The organism is Desulfuromonas sp. (genome assembly GCF_002868845.1).
Classification (GTDB): domain Bacteria; phylum Desulfobacterota; class Desulfuromonadia; order Desulfuromonadales; family BM501; genus BM501.
Genome location: NZ_PKUB01000041.1, coordinates 241,661 through 259,663, shown reverse-complemented (window position 1 = coordinate 259,663; position 18,003 = coordinate 241,661). Strand labels below are relative to the sequence as shown.

Here is an 18,003-nt window from a genome sequence, read left to right as displayed (position 1 = left end):
CTCTTGCGAGCGGATGAAAACAACCTGTTGACGGATACTATCTAAAGGGCATCCTCCCCACGCTCGCCAGTACGAATGCGCACCGCCTCGTCGATAGGGGTGACGAAAATCTTGCCGTCGCCGATTCGCCCGGTCTTGGCGGCTTCGGCAATCGTATCGACCACTTTGGTTACGAGGTCGTCATGAACGACGATTTCCATTTTGATTTTGGGGATGAAATCGACCACATATTCGGCTCCGCGGTAGAGTTCGGTGTGCCCCTTCTGGCGCCCGAAACCCTTGACCTCCAGGACGGTAATGCCCTGAATACCGATTTCGTTCAAGGCTTCCTTGACTTCATCGAGCTTGAAAGGCTTGATAATGGCCTCAATTTTTCGCATAACGCGCTACCTCCCGAAGATGAGTTCTTTCCTTGAAAAAACGAACGCTCAGTATATCCACCCCCCAGCGCCCGTTCAAGTAGTTTCGATGGGTGTTTTTCGCATCAATTGTTAAACTTGTAGCAAATTGTTTGCCTAAAATCTGTCCCGACAGAAATTACAGCCCAAGATACTGTTTTTATTGATATATTGCCCTCGCCACCCGAACCTGAAGGACCGCCCTCTTTGCTGGCCCGCCCCCTGAAGCCCAAAAATTATGCATCACCATTGTTTTCTGTCAATTATTTATGCAAAGATGACATTTTCACCGCGTCCCAAACTCTAAATCGCAATGGGGATTGACCGGCAGATCAATGGATAGTATCTTTTCACAATATTTGTTTTATCATATTCAACAAGGTCCTCCCCATCTATGAATAATGCCTTCACCATCCTCATTGTCGATGACAGTCAGACCCAACTCGCGGTCCTCGAGGATGCACTTGAGCAGCAACATTACCGGGTTTTGACGGCCAGCAACGGAAGAGAGGCCATCACCCGGGTCTACCAGTCCCATCCCGACCTGGTCCTCTCAGACGTCATGATGCCGGAGCTGAACGGTTATTCCCTCTGCCGCCTCCTGAAAAACGATCCCGCCACCAGCACCATCCCCGTCATTCTGCTCACCAATCTCAAAGAACGCCATGACCGATTCTTGGGGGAACATGCCGGCGCCGATTGCTACCTGGAGAAACAAAGCGACCTGACCCCGATCCTCGAAGCCATCCCGTCCCTTCTCCCCCCGTCGCCAGGCGAATCAGCCCCGGCCCCGTCGAGGCCGCACCGGCCACTCGGCAGCGAAGAGATCCAGAACCGCCTTACCACCATTCTGGACCGCCTCCTCTACGAGTCGACAATCTCCAATGAGGTCCTGAAACTGACCGGGCTCGCCCACGACATAGACGCGCTGGCAGCGGAGTTCCTGGGGTTCCTGTCCGCCATCAGACAGTTCAGCGCAGCCAGCCTGCTCCTGCGCGACGGGCGGGACAAGTACGTGCTGGCGGTTCTCCTCTGCGAACCGGTTTCCCGCCCGTTCCTCGACCGGGTCCGGCACGAAACCCTGCGCAAGGCCGGGCTCGGCTCCGTCCCGGAAAACCAGGTCCGGACCCTTCTTCTGGGGGACGAAAAGGCCAGGGATGATAGCCCCGAGGAGGACTTTCAAGTCTTCCAGGCGCTCCCCATCGTCGACAACGGCCTTCAGGCCCTGGTTGCCCTGTTCAACACCAGGCCCCGAACCCTTTCCGAAGGGAGCCGCCATGCCCTGCTCCAAGCCGTGGACCGCTTCCTGATCGTGGCGCGCTATCTGCGAAACTTCAAGAAGACCGAGGAGGTCAAGACCGACTTCGTGTCGATGCTGATTCACGACATGCGTTCGCCCCTGACCAGCATCTCCGGTTTTACCGACGTCCTCTCCGAAGGCATCCTGGGGCCGGTCTCCGGGGAGCAGAAGTCTGCACTGAACAACATTCGCAACGGATGCGAGCGCCTGCTCCTCCTTATCGACGACATCATGGATTTTTCCAAACTGGAAGCGGGCAAGATGCAGCTCTCGACCGTCCCCGTGAAGATCCTGCCCCTGGCTGAACAGGTTGTGGGCGACCTGGCGGGCCTGTTCCGTGAAAAAGACATGAATGTCCATATCGACATCCCCGAGGACCTCCCGCCTGTAAATGGAGACCCCAAGCAGCTCGCCCGGGTCTTTTCCAACCTGCTGTCCAATGCCGTCAAATTCACCCCGGCCGGCGGGAAGATCGTCTTGTCTGCCGCCAAGCCCCTGTTCTGCCCCACCAAACGCCTCAAGGACTGCCTGGAGATAAGCCTTTCCGACACGGGCTCGGGAATACCTCCCGAACAGCAGCAGAATTTATTCCAAAGGTATCAGCAACTCTCCTCGACCAGCGTCTTCCGCAAGGGAACCGGCCTCGGCCTGGCCATCTGCAAGGAAATCGTCACCCTGCACGGTGGCGAGATCTGGGCCGAAAGCCCGGTCGCCGAAGGCAGGGGCAGCCGCTTTGCCTTCACCCTCCCCCTGGCCCCGGCCTGAGGCCGACCCGTCTATCCCTCCGGGTCCTTCCCCCTCAGCTCGCCGAACAGGTCGGGAAAGGCATCCCCGGCGCATAGTGCCGTCCGCCCCCGGGCGTTCGTGGCATAGATGCGGTTCCATTGGCGCCAGCGCACCCACTCTTCTTCAAAGTTGGGGGTGAATATTTCGCCGCCCAAGCCCTCTTCGATTTCCTCCGCACTCCAGAAACGAACTTCGTCAATCTCGTCCCGGGCAAACTCCACACGCCCGTCGTAACGCGCCAGGAACGTAACCACGTTCTCCGACTCGAAGCCGTTGCGGATCCGGGAGGGATAAAGGCGGGTCAGGGCAACCCCCTTCACCCCCAACTCCTCGGCCATTTCCCGACAGGCCGCTGCGAGGTAATCCTCCCCGGGATCGAGGTGGCCGCCGACGCTGGTGTCCCAGCGCCCTGGCTGTACGTCCTTGTCCATGGAGCGCTTTTGGAGCAGCAACCGGTCCCGGCTGTCGAAGAGGAGGACATGGGCCGCGCGGTGGACCAGGGAGGGGTCTCCGTGACACAGCGTACGGGGAGCCTGGCCGATGACCCGGTCTTCCTCGTCGACGATATCGAAGGTTTCGGATTTTCTGGCTACCATCGCGAAACGATCCTCCCCGCAAACTCATCCACGGTCGAAAAAGGGGCTCTTCCCCGTGGCTGAAAGGGGAATGCCGTAAGCGATGGCGACATCGGGCCCCAGCAGTCCGAGTTCAAGAGCAGCCTTGCCGGCACTGTACATGATCCGGTTGTCGACGCGAAGGTCGGCCGCCCGACTGACCGCCGAACCGAGGGCGATCCCCAGGTCCCCGGTATTGAATGAACAGGTGGCCCCGGCCTTCTGCATCGCCCCGCAGTCGGTGAAACCGCAGAACCCGCAATGAGGCAGCCCCAAGGGTTCCTTGCGCGTGCCGAGCAGCACCAGCACCACAACCCCCTCGACATTCCCCGCGTCCCTGGAGAAAAACGCCACCCCGTCGCGCTCGGCGATCTCCCGCATCTTCTCAGTCAGCCTGTCCTTGTCCTCCCCGTCAACGACCGCGGTCACCAGAAGATCCATCCCTTTGCCCTTCGGGGCGGTGCGGGCGGCAAGGCACAACTGTTCAGCGGCCCTGAACAGGCCCTTGGCTTCCACCTCTTCATTGAGAAGCAGCATGTCATCCCCCTATCGTTTGATTTGAGACTTGGGATTACCACGGGTCGGACAGGGTGGTCAAGGGCCGGATGCCCTCGCCCGAAAAGGATCTCTTTATTCATCCTGGACAGGCCAGAACCACCGGGCTCCCACTCACGGTTCGCCCCGGCCGGAAGCGCCTTCAATCGAAATCGATCTGCGCTCTTTGCAAGCGCCCGGAGAAATCCCTGAAAACGGTCTTTATCCGGGAGAAGAAATCGATGGATCCCATCCGCCCACCGACCTCGGGATGCCCCGACCCGGAGTGCTTGAAGCCTCCGAAGGGAAGCTGGATTTCGGCGCCGATGGTGCTGGAGTTGATATAGACGAGCCCGCTCTCCAAATCCCGCTCGGCCCGAGCCGCCCGGTTCACGTCCCGGGTGTAGATGGCCGAGGAGAGACCGAACCGGGTCCCGTTGGCGATTTCGACGCCCTCCTCGAAACTGCCGCAACGCATGACGGCCACAACCGGGCCGAAAATCTCCTCGTTGGCGATGCGCATCGCCGGTGTGACACTGGAGAAGACCGTCGGCTCCACGAAGAACCCACGGCCCATCGCCCCGTCGGTGATCCGGTTTCCCCCGGTGTGCAGATGAGCCCGTTCGTTTTGCCCGATACGGATGTAGTTGAGAACCTTGTTAAGACCCTTCTCGTTGACCAGGGGGCCGATATCGATGCCCTCTTTAAGCCCGTCGCCCATGCGCAAATTGCGGGTGGCCTTGACCAGCCGGTCGAGGAAAGCATCGTGAATCTCCCCATGAACGATGATCCGGCTTGCGGCGGTGCAGCGCTGGCCGGCGGTGCCAAAAGCCCCCCACAGGACCCCCTCCAGAGCAAGGTCCAGATCGGCGTCCTCCATCACCAGGATGGGGTTCTTCCCCCCCATCTCCAGAGCCATGGGGCGGTGCAGCATCGCGGCCTGACGCTCGAGGCCCTCCCCTGTGGTGCATGAGCCGGTAAAGGAGATCCCGTCCACATCCGGGTGCAGAGCAAGGGTTTCGCCCACCACCTCACCGGCTCCCATCACCAGGTTGACAACCCCCGGGGGGACACCGGCCTCTTCGAGGACCTCCACCAGCTTGACGGCGCACAGGGGGGAATCGCTGGAGGGTTTGAGCACCGCCACGTTGCCGCAGACCAAGGCGGCGAAGAGTTTCCACGAGGGGATGGCGACGGGGAAATTCCAGGGAGTGATCAGGGCGAAAACGCCCAGAGGGACGCGAATCGATTTGCAGTCCTTGTCCAGCAACTCGGAGGGAACCGTCTCGCCGGCCAGTCGCCTCCCCTCCCCCGCCATGTAATATGCAAGGTCGGCGGCCTCTTGAATATCGCCGAGCCCCTCGGAGAGGACTTTTCCCATCTCCCGCGTCACAAGCCTTCCGAGTTCTTCCTTGCGCCGCAGCAGAAGGTCGGCCGCGCGAAACAGGATCTCTCCACGACGGGGCGCCGGTGTCCTCCGCCAGGAGGGATAGGCCTCGCGAGCGGCGGCGACGGCCGAATCGACATCCGCGACTCCGGATAGAGGATATTGGGCGAGGCAGTCACGGACGTCGGTGGGGCTTCGGCTGTCACCGTATTTTCCCGTGGACGGAGGGACCCATTTCCCGCCGATAAAGTTCTTCAGTTTCGGTGCCATAGCGACTCCTGGGGGGGGTTACTTTCAGGATAGCAGGAACCCACATCCTTTCAATGACCGGCCCGACCCTGGAATATCCTTGAATCGACCGCCGGGATTATGCATCATGTGGCGTATCCAACCTCGTCAGAGATCCGTTCCAAGGGAGAAGTCCATGACCGACATCCATGCAGCCGCCTTTATTCACCCCTCCGCGAAAATCGCCGAAGACGTCGTCATCGGCCCGGGAGCGTTCATCGACGCCGACGTCGTCATCGGCCGGGGGAGCAGGATCATGCACGGGGCCCATGTCTCGCGCTGGACCACCATGGGAGCGGAAAACCTCGTCTACCCCGGTGCGGTCATCGGCCACGATCCCCAGGACCTCGGCTACGGCGGGGAAGAGGCCTACACGGTCATCGGCGACGGCAACGTCATGCGCGAAGGCTTCACTGTCCACCGCGGCAACCGGGAGGGAACCACGACCGTCATCGGCGACGGCAACTACTTCATGGCCAACAGCCACGTTGCCCACAATTGCGCCGTCGGGGACAATGTCATCCTTGTCAACGGTTCGCTGCTGGCCGGCCACGTGGAGGTCGGCGACCGGGCCATCATCTCGGGCAACTGCCAGGTTCACCAGTTCGTGCGCATCGGCCCCCTCGCCATGATGCGGGGCGGCTCCGGGGCGGCGAAGGACGTCCCGCCCTTCTGCGTCAACGACGACATCAGCCGGATCCGCTCCCTCAACCTTGTCGGCCTTCGCCGAAACGGCTTCGACGCCCAGCGGATTCGCGCCATCAAAGAGGCCTTCAAGGTCATCTTCCGATCAGGCATGGGCCTCAAGGAGGCCGTCGCCCGGGTGGAGGAGGATTTCGACGTCACCCAGGACGTCAGGCAGATGCTCGACTTCATCGCCGCCAGCAAGCGGGGAATCGGCAGCGGACGGGGTACGGGGCGGGACTAGCGGCAGGGGGATATCTCGAGGGCTGAACGCATCGCTGTGCAGAGATGAAAAAAGGGGTTAGCCGAAATCGGCTAACCCCTTGAATTTATGGTGGGCGTTACTGGGATTGAACCAGTGACCCCTGCCGTGTGAAGGCAGTGCTCTCCCGCTGAGCTAAACGCCCTGATGCGAAGCTGGTTTATATCAACAGGCGACTTTCCTGTCAACAGATTTCTTGCCGCCCGGGCTCAGTCCCCATCCTTCAGGATGGCCTCGACGGCGGTGTAGGGGTCCAGCTCCCGGCGGGCGATGGCCTCCACGATCCGCGTCAGACGGTCGCCATGGCTGATGCGCCGGTGGACCTGGCGAAAGAGCTGCTCCTTGAGCAGTTCCTCGAAACGCAGGGCGCTCTTGTTCTCCTCGAAGCGGGCAAGAGCCTCGCCGCTCCCAAGGTGTTCACGGTGGGCCTCGATCTTGGCGACCAGTTCCTCGATCCCTTCCTGCTTCTGGGCCACGGTCTTCACCACCGGGGGCCACCACTCCCCCTCAGGAGGGTGGTTCATTTCGATCATCACCTCCAGGTCCCGCACGGCTCGCTCGACGTCGGGGCGGTCGGCCTTGTTGACGACGAAGACATCCCCGATCTCGAGAATGCCCGCCTTGATCGCCTGGATATCGTCCCCGAGCCCAGGGACCATCACCACGAGGGAGGTATGGGCGGTGCGCACGATCTCCACCTCGTCCTGCCCCACGCCCACGGTCTCGACGATGACCACATCCCATCCCATGGCGTCAAAGACGCTGACGATGTCGTTGGTGGAGCGGGAGAGCCCGCCGAGGTGCCCCCGGGTCCCGAGAGAGCGGATGAAAACCCCCTCGTCGGTGGCGTGGCGGTTCATGCGGATGCGGTCGCCGAGGATCGCCCCGCCGGAGAAGGGACTCGTCGGGTCGATGGCCACCACTGCGACGGTCTTTCCCTTCCTGCGGTATGCCTCGATGAGCTTGTCGGTGAGGGTCGACTTGCCGGCCCCCGGGGGGCCCGTCACCCCGATGATGTAGGCCCGGCCGGTATGGGGAAACAGGGCCTTGAGCTCCTCCACCGCGGTCGGCATGCCGTCGTCGATGTCCCGCATCAGCCGCGCCGCCGCCCGGACCTCGCCGCGTAGTATCTTTTCCGCCAGGGTCATTGCCGATCACTTCCTTTCCTGCGATTCAATGCTAGCCCTTCAGGATATCCCTGCCGATTACCAGGCGCTGCACCTCGCTGGTCCCCTCGCCGATCTCGCACAGCTTGACGTCCCTCAGGTACCGCTCCACGGGGGAACTCCGCAGATAACCGTAGCCGCCGTGGACCTGCACCGCCTTGTTGGCGACCCGGCTCGCAGTTTCGGCCGCGAAGAGTTTGGCCATCGCCGCTTCCCGCGTTTTCACCCGCCCCTGTCCGATCCCTGCGGCCGCACGGTGGACCAGCAGGCGAGCGGCGTCTGTCTCGGTGGCCATGTCCGCGAGCATCCAGCCGATGGCCTGGTGCTGGCCGATGGGACGGCCGAACTGCCGCCTCTTGCGGGCGAAGGAGGTCGCCTCCTCCAGACAGCCGCGGGCCAGACCGACGGCCATGGCCCCCATAACGACGCGCCCAACGTCGAGAAGACGCATCGCGTCGCGAAACCCCCCGTTGAGTTCGCCGAGCAGGGCTTCGCTTCCTACCTCCACGCCGTGGAGTCCGACAGGGGCGGTCTCGGTTGCGCGGCAGCCCATCTTGTGCAGGGGCTTTCCGATCCGCAGCCCTGCGGCGCCGGCCTCGACCAGAAATGCGCTGATGCCGTTGTGACGGGCCCCGCCCCCGGTCATGGCGAGGACGATAAAGATGTCGGCCAGGGGGGCCTGGGTCACGAACATCTTCGATCCCCAAAGGCTCCACACGGCCTCCGTTGAACGCGCCTCGGTCTTGATGGAGGAGGCGTCGCTGCCGGCCTGTCCCTCGGCGAGGGCCCAGGCTCCGACCGCGCCCCCTGTCAGGCGCGGCAGCCAGGAATCTTTCTGGGCCTCGGTCCCGGACAGGAGCAGGTGGCCGCAGACGATCGAATGGTGGGCCGCCAGGGCCAGAGCCAGGGACCCGTCGTACCGGGCGATCTCTTCGATGGCCAGGACCAGGTGGAAGAGATCGAGCCCCTGCCCTCCCCAGGCCCTCGGCACGGTGACCCCGAGAAGACCAGCATCGCCGAGCAAAGGAAGGATCTCCCGGGGGAAGGTCTCTTCCTCGTCCCATCGGGCTGCAAGGGGCGCCACGTGCTTTCGCGCGAAGGAGCGGACCTTGTCACGATAGGCAGACTGTTCGGAACTGAGGGTAAAATCCATCTTCAGCCCCCTCCTCTTCCGGGGCAGGCCTCGACCTCGCGGGGAAAGTGCGGAACAGGAGCCATGCGGCGGACGCTGCCTCTGCAAAAGGGTGAGCCCTCCGGGGAGGGCTCATGGGTAGCGAGGACGCGTTCGGCTCAAAAGCAGATCAAGCCCGGGGGTGGATGTTATCCCGAACCCAGTCGTTGACCGTCTCGGTGCTGGTTCCAGGAGTGAAAATCTCCCGGGCGCCGGCGGCCTTGAGCCCGGGAATGTCGTCCTCGGGAATGATCCCTCCGCCGAAGACGGGAATGTCCCCGGCATCCTTCTCCCGAAGCAGGTCGATGATCTTGGGAAAAAGCGTGTTGTGAGCCCCCGAAAGAATCGAAAGACTCACCGCGTCGACGTCCTCCTGGATGGCGGTATTGACGATCTGCTCGGGGGTCTGCCGCAGCCCTGTATAGATCACCTCGAAGCCGGCGTCACGGAAGGACCTGGCAATGATCTTGGCCCCCCGGTCATGGCCGTCGAGGCCCGGCTTGGCAACCAGAATTCGTAATTTCCTCTCGCTCATATCGGCTCTCCTTGAATACGTTTGCGCCCCGAGGGCAAAACCTGAAAAGAGTTATATTTCTTGTTGTTGCAGGGGAACTCTTAAACCGAAATATCAGTGTTCGATCCCGGTTCGCGCATGCTGCCCTGAATTGTAGTAATGTTTGACCTCCCGCATCTCCGTGACCAGGTCGGCCAATTCCATGATGTCGGGGTGGGCGCCCCGGCCGGTGAGCACCAGTTCTGTAAGCGGGGCCTTTTCCTGGATCATCTCCTTGACCCCGTCGAGGGGCACCAGGCCGAAGTCGACCGCGCAGTTCAGCTCGTCGAGTACGATCAGGTCGAATTCGCCAGAGGCCACCATCTTCCTCGCCCTCGCGAACCCTTCCCTGGCCATGCGACAGTCCTCCTCGGCGGGATGGCTCCGGGAGACGAAGGTGTCCCGCCCCACCTGCTCGATGGTCAACTCCGGTGCAAGGCGGCGGGCAGCGGCCAGTTCGCCATAGACCGTGCTGCCCTTCATGAATTGCATGACGTAAACCCTGAACCCGTGGCCGGATGCCCGAAAGGCCAGTCCGAGAGAGGCCGTTGTCTTCCCCTTGCCGTTGCCGGTGTAGACCTGCACCATGCCCCGAGTCAGGCTTTTTTCTTCAGTTGTCATCAGATTACCCGTTCCCAAAGTCTTCGGGATAAAAAGTGCGGCCCTGACGGCTGACCCTGTCCCCCTGGTCTTCACGACCGGTTCGGGAGGCGAAAAACGGCGGTTTACCCCGGGCCAACCCTTTTATCGGGACTAAAAAGATTTAGCAGGCCGAAAATATAGCAACACCCTCCCGAGAGTGTCAAGAATGTTCCCAGCGACTATAACACTTTTTTATTTTTTCCTGCGGTGCGCAGGGAGATCGGAAGACCGGCTTCACTCTCGTAGATAGACAGTGCGGCCCCGGCGCAAGCCGGCATCGGTTGCGAAGCTCTTTTCCAGGACGGCGTTCACCTGCCCTGCAGTCTTGCCCGGCAGGACCTCGGCGAGATTGACCAGGGCATCGGCATCCCAGAGAATTTGGAATTCGGGCGAATCGATGGCCTCCGGGGTGTGATGATTTCCGACCAACTCGCAGACCTTTTCGATAAAGGCCTCGGAAGCTCCCAGTTTCTTCAGGATGTCGCTGGCGACCGGGGGGCCTTCCACCTCCTGATGGCGCCCCGCGCTCGATCCGTACTTGCGCTCAGCCGCGGGAATCCCGATATCGTGCAGGTAGGCAGCCGCCAGTGTCACGGTCCGGTCGGCGGCGATCTCGTCAAGAAGCCGGCGGGCATGCTCCGCCACCTGCCGGGCGTGCTCGATGCGCCGCCGATCTGTGCGGAAATAATCCGTCATGGCCTGCTCGACCCGGCCGATAAAATCGTCCATAATCTCATTTCCCCGGCCGAAGGGTGCGTTGCCCTAATCGGCGGACACGCGTCCGTACCGCTCCCGGTGGACCTTTTCAAGAGAAAGGCTTTCCGCGGGATGGCCCTCCATCTGATCGGCAGGGTAGCCGATCCCGATGATCGCGAGGACCTCAAGTCGGGAAGGGATTCCCAGGGTCTGAAGAACATGCTCTCTCGCGGTCCGCCCGTCACCTTTCATCCGCTGGCGGATCTGGACCCAGCAGCTGCCGAGTCCCATGGCCTGGGCCTGGAGTTGGGCCATGATCGAAACGATAGCGCAGTCCTCCGTCCAGACGTCGGAACGCTACGGGTCGGCACACACCACGATCGCCAAAGGGACCCCGGCGAGAAAGGCCGAACCGTGCTCCTTGGCCCGCGACAGTTCCTCCAGGGGCTCCCTCTCGGTGACGAGGACGAACTCCCAGGGGTTCAATCCCCGCGACGAGGGAGAGCGAAGCATGGCCTGGAGGATCTTATCCGTCTTCTCCCCCTCGACCGGACGGGAGCTGAATTTGCGAACGCTGCGCCTCTTTTCAAGTAAAGACAAAATCAACGATCCAGCCTCCTTCTCCCCTCAAATGCCGCCTGCTCCGCAAAAAGAAAAGATGCCGGTTGCACCCCGGAAAAACCGTGTTAACCTTAACTCCACCGTAAGAACCCTATAACCATCAAACAATGGTCGGCATTTTAACATACTCAAGGAGGACGTCACCATGAGAAAAAAGATACTCTTGGTTGACGATGTCAAACTGTTCCTGGAAATGGAAAAGGACTTTTTCCGCAGGGAAAACTTCACCATTCTAGAGGCCGGCAGCGGCCGGGAAGCCGCGGAGAAAATCGTCCAGCACCGCCCGGACCTGGTCTTCATGGACCTTTATATGCCGGGAGGCAACGGCGACGAGGCCTGCCGCACGGTGCGCGAGAACCCCGATGTGCGTTTCACCCCCATCGTAATCGTCACCAACAGCAAGGACCCCAACGACCTGGAGCGCTGTCGCAAGGCCGGATGCGACGCTTTCTTGACCAAGCCGATCAACAGGGAGCACTTCCTGGCCACGGCCTTTCGCATCCTCGGTGCCTCGAGTGCCGACTCGACCCGAGTCAACATCCGCCTTCCGGTCCATTACGGATCCGATTCCCACATGAAGGACATCGGCCACTCGGTCGATCTGAGTTGCGGAGGGATATTCATCACCTCGGAAACCCCCCATCCCGCCGGAACCTCCCTGTCGCTTGAATTCACCCTCCCCGGCCAACTGGCCCCCGTCCACTCCCAGGGCCGGGTGGCCTGGGTCAATCCGTCAGACTGGCGAAAGAAGAAGGATCTTCCGACGGGAATGGCCGTGAAGTTTCTCCATCTCAACAATGAGGCCGGAGACCACATCCGCGAATACATTAAAAAATGGCATTCCCAGCGAACCGAGAAAGCCCCGGGACACCATTCCCCGCCGCCGCCCTTGAGCTAGACCAGACCGATTCCCCAAAAACCACCCAAAAGGACGGATCTCTCCCCCCCCCCTCCCAAACCCCGCAATCGTTCCTGTCGGCAGCCTCTCAACTTCACTCCCGATTCCGTTTCGTCCTCGTGATTGCATTTTGTTCGCTTTCCCCCCCCCCAAACACGTGCAATGCCCACCGGATGGATGCAGGGTCGCCAGCACCGGCCTCCCTCCTGCCCCTGACATGCAATCCCCTGCCCGATCTGCGAGAACGGGTTGGACCGGCCCGGATGACAAGGATCCCACGGGGTCTCGGGCATGCACTCCCCTCAGACGGGAACGACGTAGTAGTAGATGGCGAGGTAGTGACTGATGCTGCCGCCGAGGACGAAAAAGTGCCAGATGGCATGGTTGTAGGGTATTTTTTGCCAGGCGTAAAAGACGACTCCGAGGGTGTAGGCCACCCCGCCGCAGAGCAGCCATAGAAAACCGTTCCAAGGCAATGCATCCAGCAGGGGACGGATTGCAATGACGATCAGCCAACCCATGGCAAGGTAAAACATGGGAGCCAGCATGCGCAGACGATGAACCATAAACGCCTTGAAAACCGCACCGACAAGGGCCATCCCCCAGACGATCCCGAACAGGGTCCAGCCCCAGGCCCCGCGCAGAGTAATCAGGGTGAACGGGGTGTAGGTCCCAGCGATAAGAAAGAAAATGCTCACGTGGTCGAGGATGCGGAACAGGTTCCGTAGCTTCGGCCTGCGCAGGCTATGGTAAAGGGTCGAAATCGTGTAAAACAGGACCAAGGTCGAGCCGTAGATGGCGCAACTGGTCAGGCGCCAGGGATCCCCCTGGGCCGTAGCTCTCCAAAGCAGGAAAACCATGCCGGCGACACCAAGGACCGCTCCGAGGCCGTGGGTGAGGCGATTTACGAGCTCCTCTTCCTCCGAATAGATAACGAGTTGATTTTCCTTACCCTGCCCCATAGCCCTTTCCTGCGCAGCTAAGAAACTGATTTTAATTACGAAATAATTTTCCTATTTACCCGCACACGTAAACGGGTAAATATATACCCACCGAGCCGCAGCCCATTCCTTTCCATTCAGCGAGGAGCCATCATGAGCCGCTCAGGCGACGACGAGCAGATTTCCCTTTTCGGGACACCACACCCCCCCGAGGTGCAACCAGCAACCGAGGAGCGGAAAGCGAAAAATACCGCTTCACCGAAGAGGCCGAAGCGCAAGACCTCCGCGCCTTCTCCACCCCGGCGCAAGTCCGCAGCGAAAAAGGGCTCCGGCCAAGTCCCCGAAGGCGACGTGCGGCTGACCGCAAACATCCGGGAAGACCTCCATCTCCGGCTCAAAATCACCGCCGCAACCCGCAGGACGACGATCGGGGAACTGATCGAGGAACTGGTCGAGCTTCACCTGTAATCGGCCTTGTTTTGACCCATTGCCGTCGGCGGTGCCGGGGCCCAAAAAGGGAAAGGGCTTCCTGACGCGCCCTGGTCTCGCTCAGGCCGTTGCGGCTCATTCTCAGTGGGTCAAGATGGGGATCTTTCGCGGCCGGGCCGCCAGGGCCTTGGGCAGACTCAGGGTCAACACGCCGTCCTTGAACTCGGCGGAGACGCTTTTCAAATCGATCTCGTCGGGAATCTCGAATTGGCGAAAATAGGTTCCGAGGGCGAATTCACGGTGAAGATCTTCGCCTGTCGCCATCCCCTCGGCATGCCCTCGCAGGGTCAGGACCCCCTTGTCGATATCGACATTGAGATGTTCCTTGGCCACGCCGGGCATGTCGGCAACAAGGGTCAATCCCTCGGCGGTCTCGTAAATATCGACGGCTGGGCGAACATAGTCCTGAAGGTCCCGGGTCTCTTCCCGACCGCTCCCTTCGCCGCCCTCCTTGGCCAATATACTCTTTTTCACAGCCATGACCCCCTCCCGGCCCAACGCCTTTGACGGAAGTCCTCCCCCGAAGGATCGCGCCTAATCGATCTTGACAGGGACCTTTTTTCGGCTTGACCGCCTCGGCTTTCGGCAGGGTCACCGTAAGCACCCCGTTGCTGCACACGGCTTCCACCCAGGCCGCACCCACCTCATGAGGCAACTCCACGCTTCTAAGGAACTCACCACCGCCCCGCTCCCTTCGGTGCCAGGTGATGTTTTCCCCTCTGAGGCCCTGCGCTGGGTCAGTATCCTCCGCATAACGCTCAGCCCCCCCTGGGGATCGATGCCCGGGACGAGTGCAGAGACATAGATGTTGTTCTCGTCTTCGCAGATGTTGACCTGGGGATAACGCCCCCGGCCCAAACCGGGCAGGTATCCGGGTTCCAGAAATCGGCCCCGTGTCAAATCGCTCAGGGTGTGGTCGATCTCCCGCCTCAGATGCTCCATCTCCCGAAAATGCCCCAACCGGCCAGGCATTCCTCCTTTCGGGGACGTAATTCGACCCCTTTGAGATCAACATTACCAAACCCGAACCCGTTTGCAACGGCTCCTTTTTCCTTAATGATTTCGGCTAACTCCAGGCCATGTCGAGACGGACCTGGACCCGCTGGTTCTCACAAGAAAAAAGGTGGGGCGTGCCGCTCGGTCGGAATCAAAAGGCGCCGCGCCGACGAGGAAGGCAACCGTTTAGGCTCGAATGCATGATGGGGGAAGAAGAGGGAATGAGAGGCTGTCAGGCCGAGCGGGCCGCAGAATGAAGGGGGATGGTGAAATGAACGGTTGTTCCCTGGCCGGCGGTGCTCTCCAGCCAGATCTCCCCGTTGTGGGACTCGATGATGCTCCTGGCGATGCTCAGACCGATACCGGTCCCGCTCGGCGCGGTGTCCGACGTGTCGGCCCGGTAGAACTTTTCAAAGGCACGCTCCTGCTGCGCCGGGGTCATGCCTATGCCCTGGTCGGAGACCGTGACCCGGCACATGTCCCCGTCTCTTTCCCCGGCAACCAGCACCCTTCCCCCCCGGGGGGAGTACTTGAAAGCATTGGACAAGAGGTTTTCCATCACCTGCTCGATCTTTCCGCGGTCCGCCTGCAAGACCGCGAGGTCCGGGGCCAGTTCCACTTCGAGGCGGACCGACTTCGAGCGTGTCCTGAAGGGACGGACGGCTCTCTCCATCACCTCCTCGAGAGTGCAGGGTTTCAGGTTCAGGTCGAGCCCCCTCCCCTCGTCGATGCGGGTGACATCCAGCAGCTGATCGACCAGACTGGAGAGATCCTCGCTCTTCTCGTAGATGTAGGTGAGGTATTCCCTTTGATCCTCGGCAGAGACCTCCTCCAGGGACAGGAGCAGTTCGGCAAAGCCGAAAATTGATGCGAGGGGCGTGCGGAACTCGTGGGCGGCAGTGGACAGCAGTTCGATGCGGAGCCTGTCGATTTCCTTCTCCCGGGTAATGTCCTCGACCACCTCGATAAAACCGGAGGCCTGCCCCTGCCCGTCCTTCAGGGGGAATGCGTGGATGCGCAGGGTGATGTCCCTGCCGTCGGGGTGCTTCCGCAGGCGCTCGATGGTGTGCGGCTCCAGAACGGTCATGGCCACCGTACCCGGGCAGTCGGAACAGGGCGAGTCATTGTTCCACAGAGCCTGGTAACAGACCTTGCCGGAGAGGTTCTCGGTGGGAACCCCCGTCAGCCGGCCCAGGGCCGTATTGGTCGTCACGAAACGGTGCCTGCGGTCCTTGAGGGAGATGCCCAGGTCGATGTTCTCCACCAGGGAGCGGTAGCGTCCCTCGCTCTCCTTGAGGGCGACCTCGGCCAGCTGCCGCTCTTCAATCTCTTTCTCCAGGAGCCGGTTGCGCTCGGCCAGGGCCCTTGTCTTGGCCCGCACCTGGACCCGCAGCAGCAGGCTAAGGGTTCCCAGAAGGAGCAGCAGGGCGGCAGCGATAAAGAGGCCCCACTTGACCCACTTGGAAAACACCCTGCTTTCGGTGTTTCCGAGATAACGGTCAATCACCCCATAGTAGCGGGAGCTTTTGTCCTGTTTCAACTCCCGCAGACGAGCGTCGAGGGTCGCCAGAAGCCTATCTCCCCCCCCCTTGGGTGCGGCGTAGCGCACATCGATGGGAAGAAAGACAATGGAGCTGCGCCTCACCCCGTAGCGGTTCTCGAACTGCCGGCCGAACAGCCGGTTGACCACACCGGCGTCGACACGTTGGTCGCGGAGCAGGCTGAAGACCTCGTGATAATCCACGACCTGGACGATCTCGCAGCGGATATTGAACCTTTCGAGCAGGTCGAGGAAGTGGCGTTCATAGATGTCGTTGCCGAGAACGGCGATGCGCTTGCCGGCCAGGTCGAGAATCGTGTCGATGGCCGAGTCGGAAGGGAGATATACCTGGCCCCAGTTGTTGATAAGGGTCTCTTTGTTGAAGTCGAACCTTTTGGCGCGCTCTTCGGAATAGGCGATGGGGGAGAGCAGGTCGATATTTCCATGTTCCAGGCGCTCCAGGGCCTGTGCCCAGGTACCCGGGACGTATTCCAGCCGCCACCCCTCCTGGCGGGCGACATGCTCGAGCAGATCAACCGTGATGCCCTTATATGCTCCGCCTGGCCCGACAAAGGACAGGGGTCGGTTGTCGTAAAAACCGACCCTCACGACTGTCTCCCCCCAGGCCGCTGCAACCGGAACCAGCATCAGGGCGGAAGTCGCCAGCAGGGCAAGGGCGAGTCTCAAGACAGAGGCTGTTCGCAATATCCCCTTTTTCATCCCAACCTTTCTTTTCGGGTTTACCAAACCCTTATAACACACCGCCCTTCCCTCTCCAATGCATTTCAAACTCCCCTGCCAGCGGTTTTTATGCTATTAAAGGGGTAACCGGGCCGGGGTCATCAATGCAATTTTCCAAGTATTTCAAACCGAACCAAACCGTTTACCTGAGAACCCTCACGCCCGAGCCCGTTCCCGAGGGGCTCGAGGCGTTCACGGCCCACCTGGTCGAACTCCGGTCCGACTGTTTCGTCCTCGCCCTGCCCTACCCCCGCGGCTCCGACGCCTCCCCGCCCTGCCTGCCCGGGCAGGATCTGGAACTCTGTTCCGAGACCTTCGGCCTCGGCCTCCGGGTCACCGGCCGCTATCTGGGATCGGAGGACAACGGACAAATCCGCATCGCCCCCCACCAGAACCTGGAACTCTTTCAGAAGCGCGAGTATCCCCGCGCCGATCTCACGGTGGGACTCGCCATCCTCAGGAAGGGCTGGCCCCTTACCGTGTTTCAGGAAAAGTGGGAGGCCTTTCAGGGCCGCCTGACGAGCCTGGCAGACGGCTCCGCACCGGACCTGCGACCCACCCTGGTCAACCTCAGCGCCGGGGGGGTGCGCATGGACCTTCCGATGCCGATCGCCCCCAACGACCTGACCCTGCTCTGCCTCGGCCTCTCCAGTGAGGAACCGCCCATCGCCGCCCTGGCCGAAGTGGTTCGCGCCATGGACCCCGCCCCGGGGGGGAAACAGACGGCGGCCCTGCGCTTCATCCGCATTCTCGATGCGGACCAGGCCCGCATCGACAACTTTATCCGCAATCACTTCCGCGATCAGGGCCAGGAGGTTGTAGCCAAACCATTCCGGGGCCAGTCCTACTACCACCTCCCTTAGTGTCCCGTGCAGCCGTTCCTGGCTCTTTTGATTGATATCTGCGTTCCGCCTTCACGGCCAAGCTCAGGCTTGGCCGGCGTCGGCGCGGCTTGACAACAACCAAAACACCTCAGAATCAATTGCCACGACCAACCCAGCTGGACACTATCGCCCCTCGGGGGTTTCGAGCAGCCCCCTGAGTTTGTCGAGTTTGGACTTTATGGCCTGCTCGACTTTCTCCTCCCCGAGCATGTAACTGAGTTGCCCGATCATCAGGGTCACGTCAGCCAACTCGTCAATGACCGCGTCACTCCCCACCTTGTTTCGACGAAAGTGCTTCAGCACCGCGATCAGTTCAGCGCATTCCTCAACCGCCTGGTCGTACTGGGCCTCCGCTCCCCATTTTTCAATGGTGGCCCGGTAGATGTCGTGGTATTTCGTGTTCAAAACAGCC

The 18,003-nt window shown here is 61.1% G+C and carries 20 protein-coding genes, 1 tRNA gene and 1 pseudogene; 5 read left to right on the top strand and 17 right to left on the bottom strand.

Features of this window, described 5'->3' with window-relative positions; translation table 11 throughout:
• Positions 1 to 41: 41 nt before the first annotated feature.
• Entirely contained in the window at positions 42 to 380 is a 339-nt protein-coding gene (locus C0617_RS12955) for a P-II family nitrogen regulator (protein ID WP_291317451.1), read from the bottom strand.
• A gap of 412 nt (positions 381 to 792) precedes the next feature.
• Here C0617_RS12955 and C0617_RS12950 point away from each other — a divergent pair, with 412 nt between their 5' ends.
• Positions 793 to 2,463, top strand: coding sequence for a hybrid sensor histidine kinase/response regulator (locus tag C0617_RS12950; RefSeq protein ID WP_291317450.1), 1,671 nt, complete (start codon positions 793 to 795; stop codon positions 2,461 to 2,463).
• Positions 2,464 to 2,474: 11 nt separating this feature from the next.
• Here the strand turns inward: C0617_RS12950 and C0617_RS12945 are convergent, their stop codons facing one another.
• The 3 genes from C0617_RS12945 to C0617_RS12935 form a co-directional block, all read right to left on the bottom strand.
• Complete coding sequence (locus tag C0617_RS12945; RefSeq protein ID WP_291317449.1) at positions 2,475 to 3,080, bottom strand: NUDIX domain-containing protein; 606 nt, start codon at positions 3,078 to 3,080, stop codon at positions 2,475 to 2,477.
• 24 nt (positions 3,081 to 3,104) lie between these two features.
• Entirely contained in the window at positions 3,105 to 3,635 is a 531-nt protein-coding gene (locus tag C0617_RS12940; protein WP_291317448.1) for a DUF2148 domain-containing protein, read from the bottom strand.
• A gap of 160 nt (positions 3,636 to 3,795) precedes the next feature.
• The gene (locus tag C0617_RS12935; protein WP_291317447.1) at positions 3,796 to 5,289 is read right to left on the bottom strand and encodes an aldehyde dehydrogenase family protein; all 1,494 of its coding nucleotides are present in this window, start codon (positions 5,287 to 5,289) and stop codon (positions 3,796 to 3,798) included.
• A gap of 154 nt (positions 5,290 to 5,443) precedes the next feature.
• Here C0617_RS12935 and lpxA point away from each other — a divergent pair, with 154 nt between their 5' ends.
• On the top strand, positions 5,444 to 6,235 hold the full coding sequence (gene lpxA, locus C0617_RS12930) for an acyl-ACP--UDP-N-acetylglucosamine O-acyltransferase (protein WP_291317446.1): 792 nt from the start codon (positions 5,444 to 5,446) through the stop codon (positions 6,233 to 6,235).
• 88 nt (positions 6,236 to 6,323) lie between these two features.
• Here the strand turns inward: lpxA and C0617_RS12925 are convergent.
• The 8 genes from C0617_RS12925 to C0617_RS12890 form a co-directional block, all read right to left on the bottom strand.
• A tRNA-Val gene (locus C0617_RS12925) sits at positions 6,324 to 6,398 on the bottom strand.
• Positions 6,399 to 6,462: 64 nt separating this feature from the next.
• Entirely contained in the window at positions 6,463 to 7,401 is a 939-nt protein-coding gene (gene meaB, locus C0617_RS12920) for a methylmalonyl Co-A mutase-associated GTPase MeaB (RefSeq protein WP_291317445.1), read from the bottom strand.
• A gap of 31 nt (positions 7,402 to 7,432) precedes the next feature.
• Positions 7,433 to 8,572 (bottom strand): acyl-CoA dehydrogenase family protein, encoded by a 1,140-nt coding sequence (locus C0617_RS12915; RefSeq protein ID WP_291317444.1) that lies wholly within the window; start codon positions 8,570 to 8,572, stop codon positions 7,433 to 7,435.
• Between the two features lie 148 nt (positions 8,573 to 8,720).
• Positions 8,721 to 9,125 carry a cobalamin B12-binding domain-containing protein gene (locus tag C0617_RS12910; protein ID WP_291317443.1) on the bottom strand — a complete coding sequence of 135 codons (405 nt, stop codon included), beginning with the start codon at positions 9,123 to 9,125 and terminating at the stop codon, positions 8,721 to 8,723.
• A 93-nt stretch (positions 9,126 to 9,218) separates the two neighbouring features.
• Positions 9,219 to 9,764 carry a cob(I)yrinic acid a,c-diamide adenosyltransferase gene (gene cobO / locus C0617_RS12905; protein ID WP_291317442.1) on the bottom strand — a complete coding sequence of 182 codons (546 nt, stop codon included), beginning with the start codon at positions 9,762 to 9,764 and terminating at the stop codon, positions 9,219 to 9,221.
• Between the two features lie 255 nt (positions 9,765 to 10,019).
• On the bottom strand, positions 10,020 to 10,514 hold the full coding sequence (locus C0617_RS12900) for an HD domain-containing protein (RefSeq protein WP_291317441.1): 495 nt from the start codon (positions 10,512 to 10,514) through the stop codon (positions 10,020 to 10,022).
• 33 nt (positions 10,515 to 10,547) lie between these two features.
• Positions 10,548 to 10,808 (bottom strand): nitroreductase family protein, encoded by a 261-nt coding sequence (locus C0617_RS12895; protein ID WP_291317473.1) that lies wholly within the window; start codon positions 10,806 to 10,808, stop codon positions 10,548 to 10,550.
• Positions 10,809 to 10,838: 30 nt separating this feature from the next.
• A complete protein-coding gene (locus tag C0617_RS12890) occupies positions 10,839 to 11,087 on the bottom strand; it encodes a nitroreductase family protein (RefSeq protein ID WP_291317440.1) in 249 nt (82 codons plus the stop codon).
• A gap of 160 nt (positions 11,088 to 11,247) precedes the next feature.
• Between C0617_RS12890 and C0617_RS12885 the strand changes: the two genes are divergently transcribed.
• Complete coding sequence (locus C0617_RS12885; protein ID WP_291317439.1) at positions 11,248 to 12,000, top strand: TIGR02266 family protein; 753 nt, start codon at positions 11,248 to 11,250, stop codon at positions 11,998 to 12,000.
• Positions 12,001 to 12,302: 302 nt separating this feature from the next.
• Here the strand turns inward: C0617_RS12885 and C0617_RS12880 are convergent, their stop codons facing one another.
• Positions 12,303 to 12,962 carry a hemolysin III family protein gene (locus tag C0617_RS12880; protein WP_291317438.1) on the bottom strand — a complete coding sequence of 220 codons (660 nt, stop codon included), beginning with the start codon at positions 12,960 to 12,962 and terminating at the stop codon, positions 12,303 to 12,305.
• Between the two features lie 132 nt (positions 12,963 to 13,094).
• Here C0617_RS12880 and C0617_RS12875 point away from each other — a divergent pair, with 132 nt between their 5' ends.
• Positions 13,095 to 13,409, top strand: a complete 315-nt coding sequence (locus C0617_RS12875; protein WP_291317437.1) for a hypothetical protein — start codon at positions 13,095 to 13,097, stop codon at positions 13,407 to 13,409.
• 102 nt (positions 13,410 to 13,511) lie between these two features.
• Here C0617_RS12875 and C0617_RS12870 read toward each other — a convergent pair whose 3' ends face one another.
• The 3 genes and pseudogenes from C0617_RS12870 to C0617_RS12865 all read right to left on the bottom strand — a co-directional run bounded on the left by C0617_RS12870 (position 13,512) and on the right by C0617_RS12865 (position 16,653).
• On the bottom strand, positions 13,512 to 13,910 hold the full coding sequence (locus C0617_RS12870; protein WP_291317436.1) for an Hsp20/alpha crystallin family protein: 399 nt from the start codon (positions 13,908 to 13,910) through the stop codon (positions 13,512 to 13,514).
• Between the two features lie 91 nt (positions 13,911 to 14,001).
• Positions 14,002 to 14,445: pseudogene (locus C0617_RS17190) on the bottom strand (Hsp20/alpha crystallin family protein); the annotation flags it as partial.
• A 213-nt stretch (positions 14,446 to 14,658) separates the two neighbouring features.
• Complete coding sequence (locus C0617_RS12865) at positions 14,659 to 16,653, bottom strand: ATP-binding protein (protein ID WP_291317435.1); 1,995 nt, start codon at positions 16,651 to 16,653, stop codon at positions 14,659 to 14,661.
• Between the two features lie 158 nt (positions 16,654 to 16,811).
• On the opposite strand from C0617_RS12865, the gene C0617_RS12860 reads away from it, so the two are divergent.
• Positions 16,812 to 17,570, top strand: coding sequence for a PilZ domain-containing protein (locus C0617_RS12860; RefSeq protein WP_291317434.1), 759 nt, complete (start codon positions 16,812 to 16,814; stop codon positions 17,568 to 17,570).
• Positions 17,571 to 17,714: 144 nt separating this feature from the next.
• Here C0617_RS12860 and C0617_RS12855 read toward each other — a convergent pair whose 3' ends face one another.
• On the bottom strand, positions 17,715 to 17,996 hold the full coding sequence (locus tag C0617_RS12855) for an antitoxin (protein WP_291317433.1): 282 nt from the start codon (positions 17,994 to 17,996) through the stop codon (positions 17,715 to 17,717).
• Between the last annotated feature and the right edge of the window lie 7 nt (positions 17,997 to 18,003).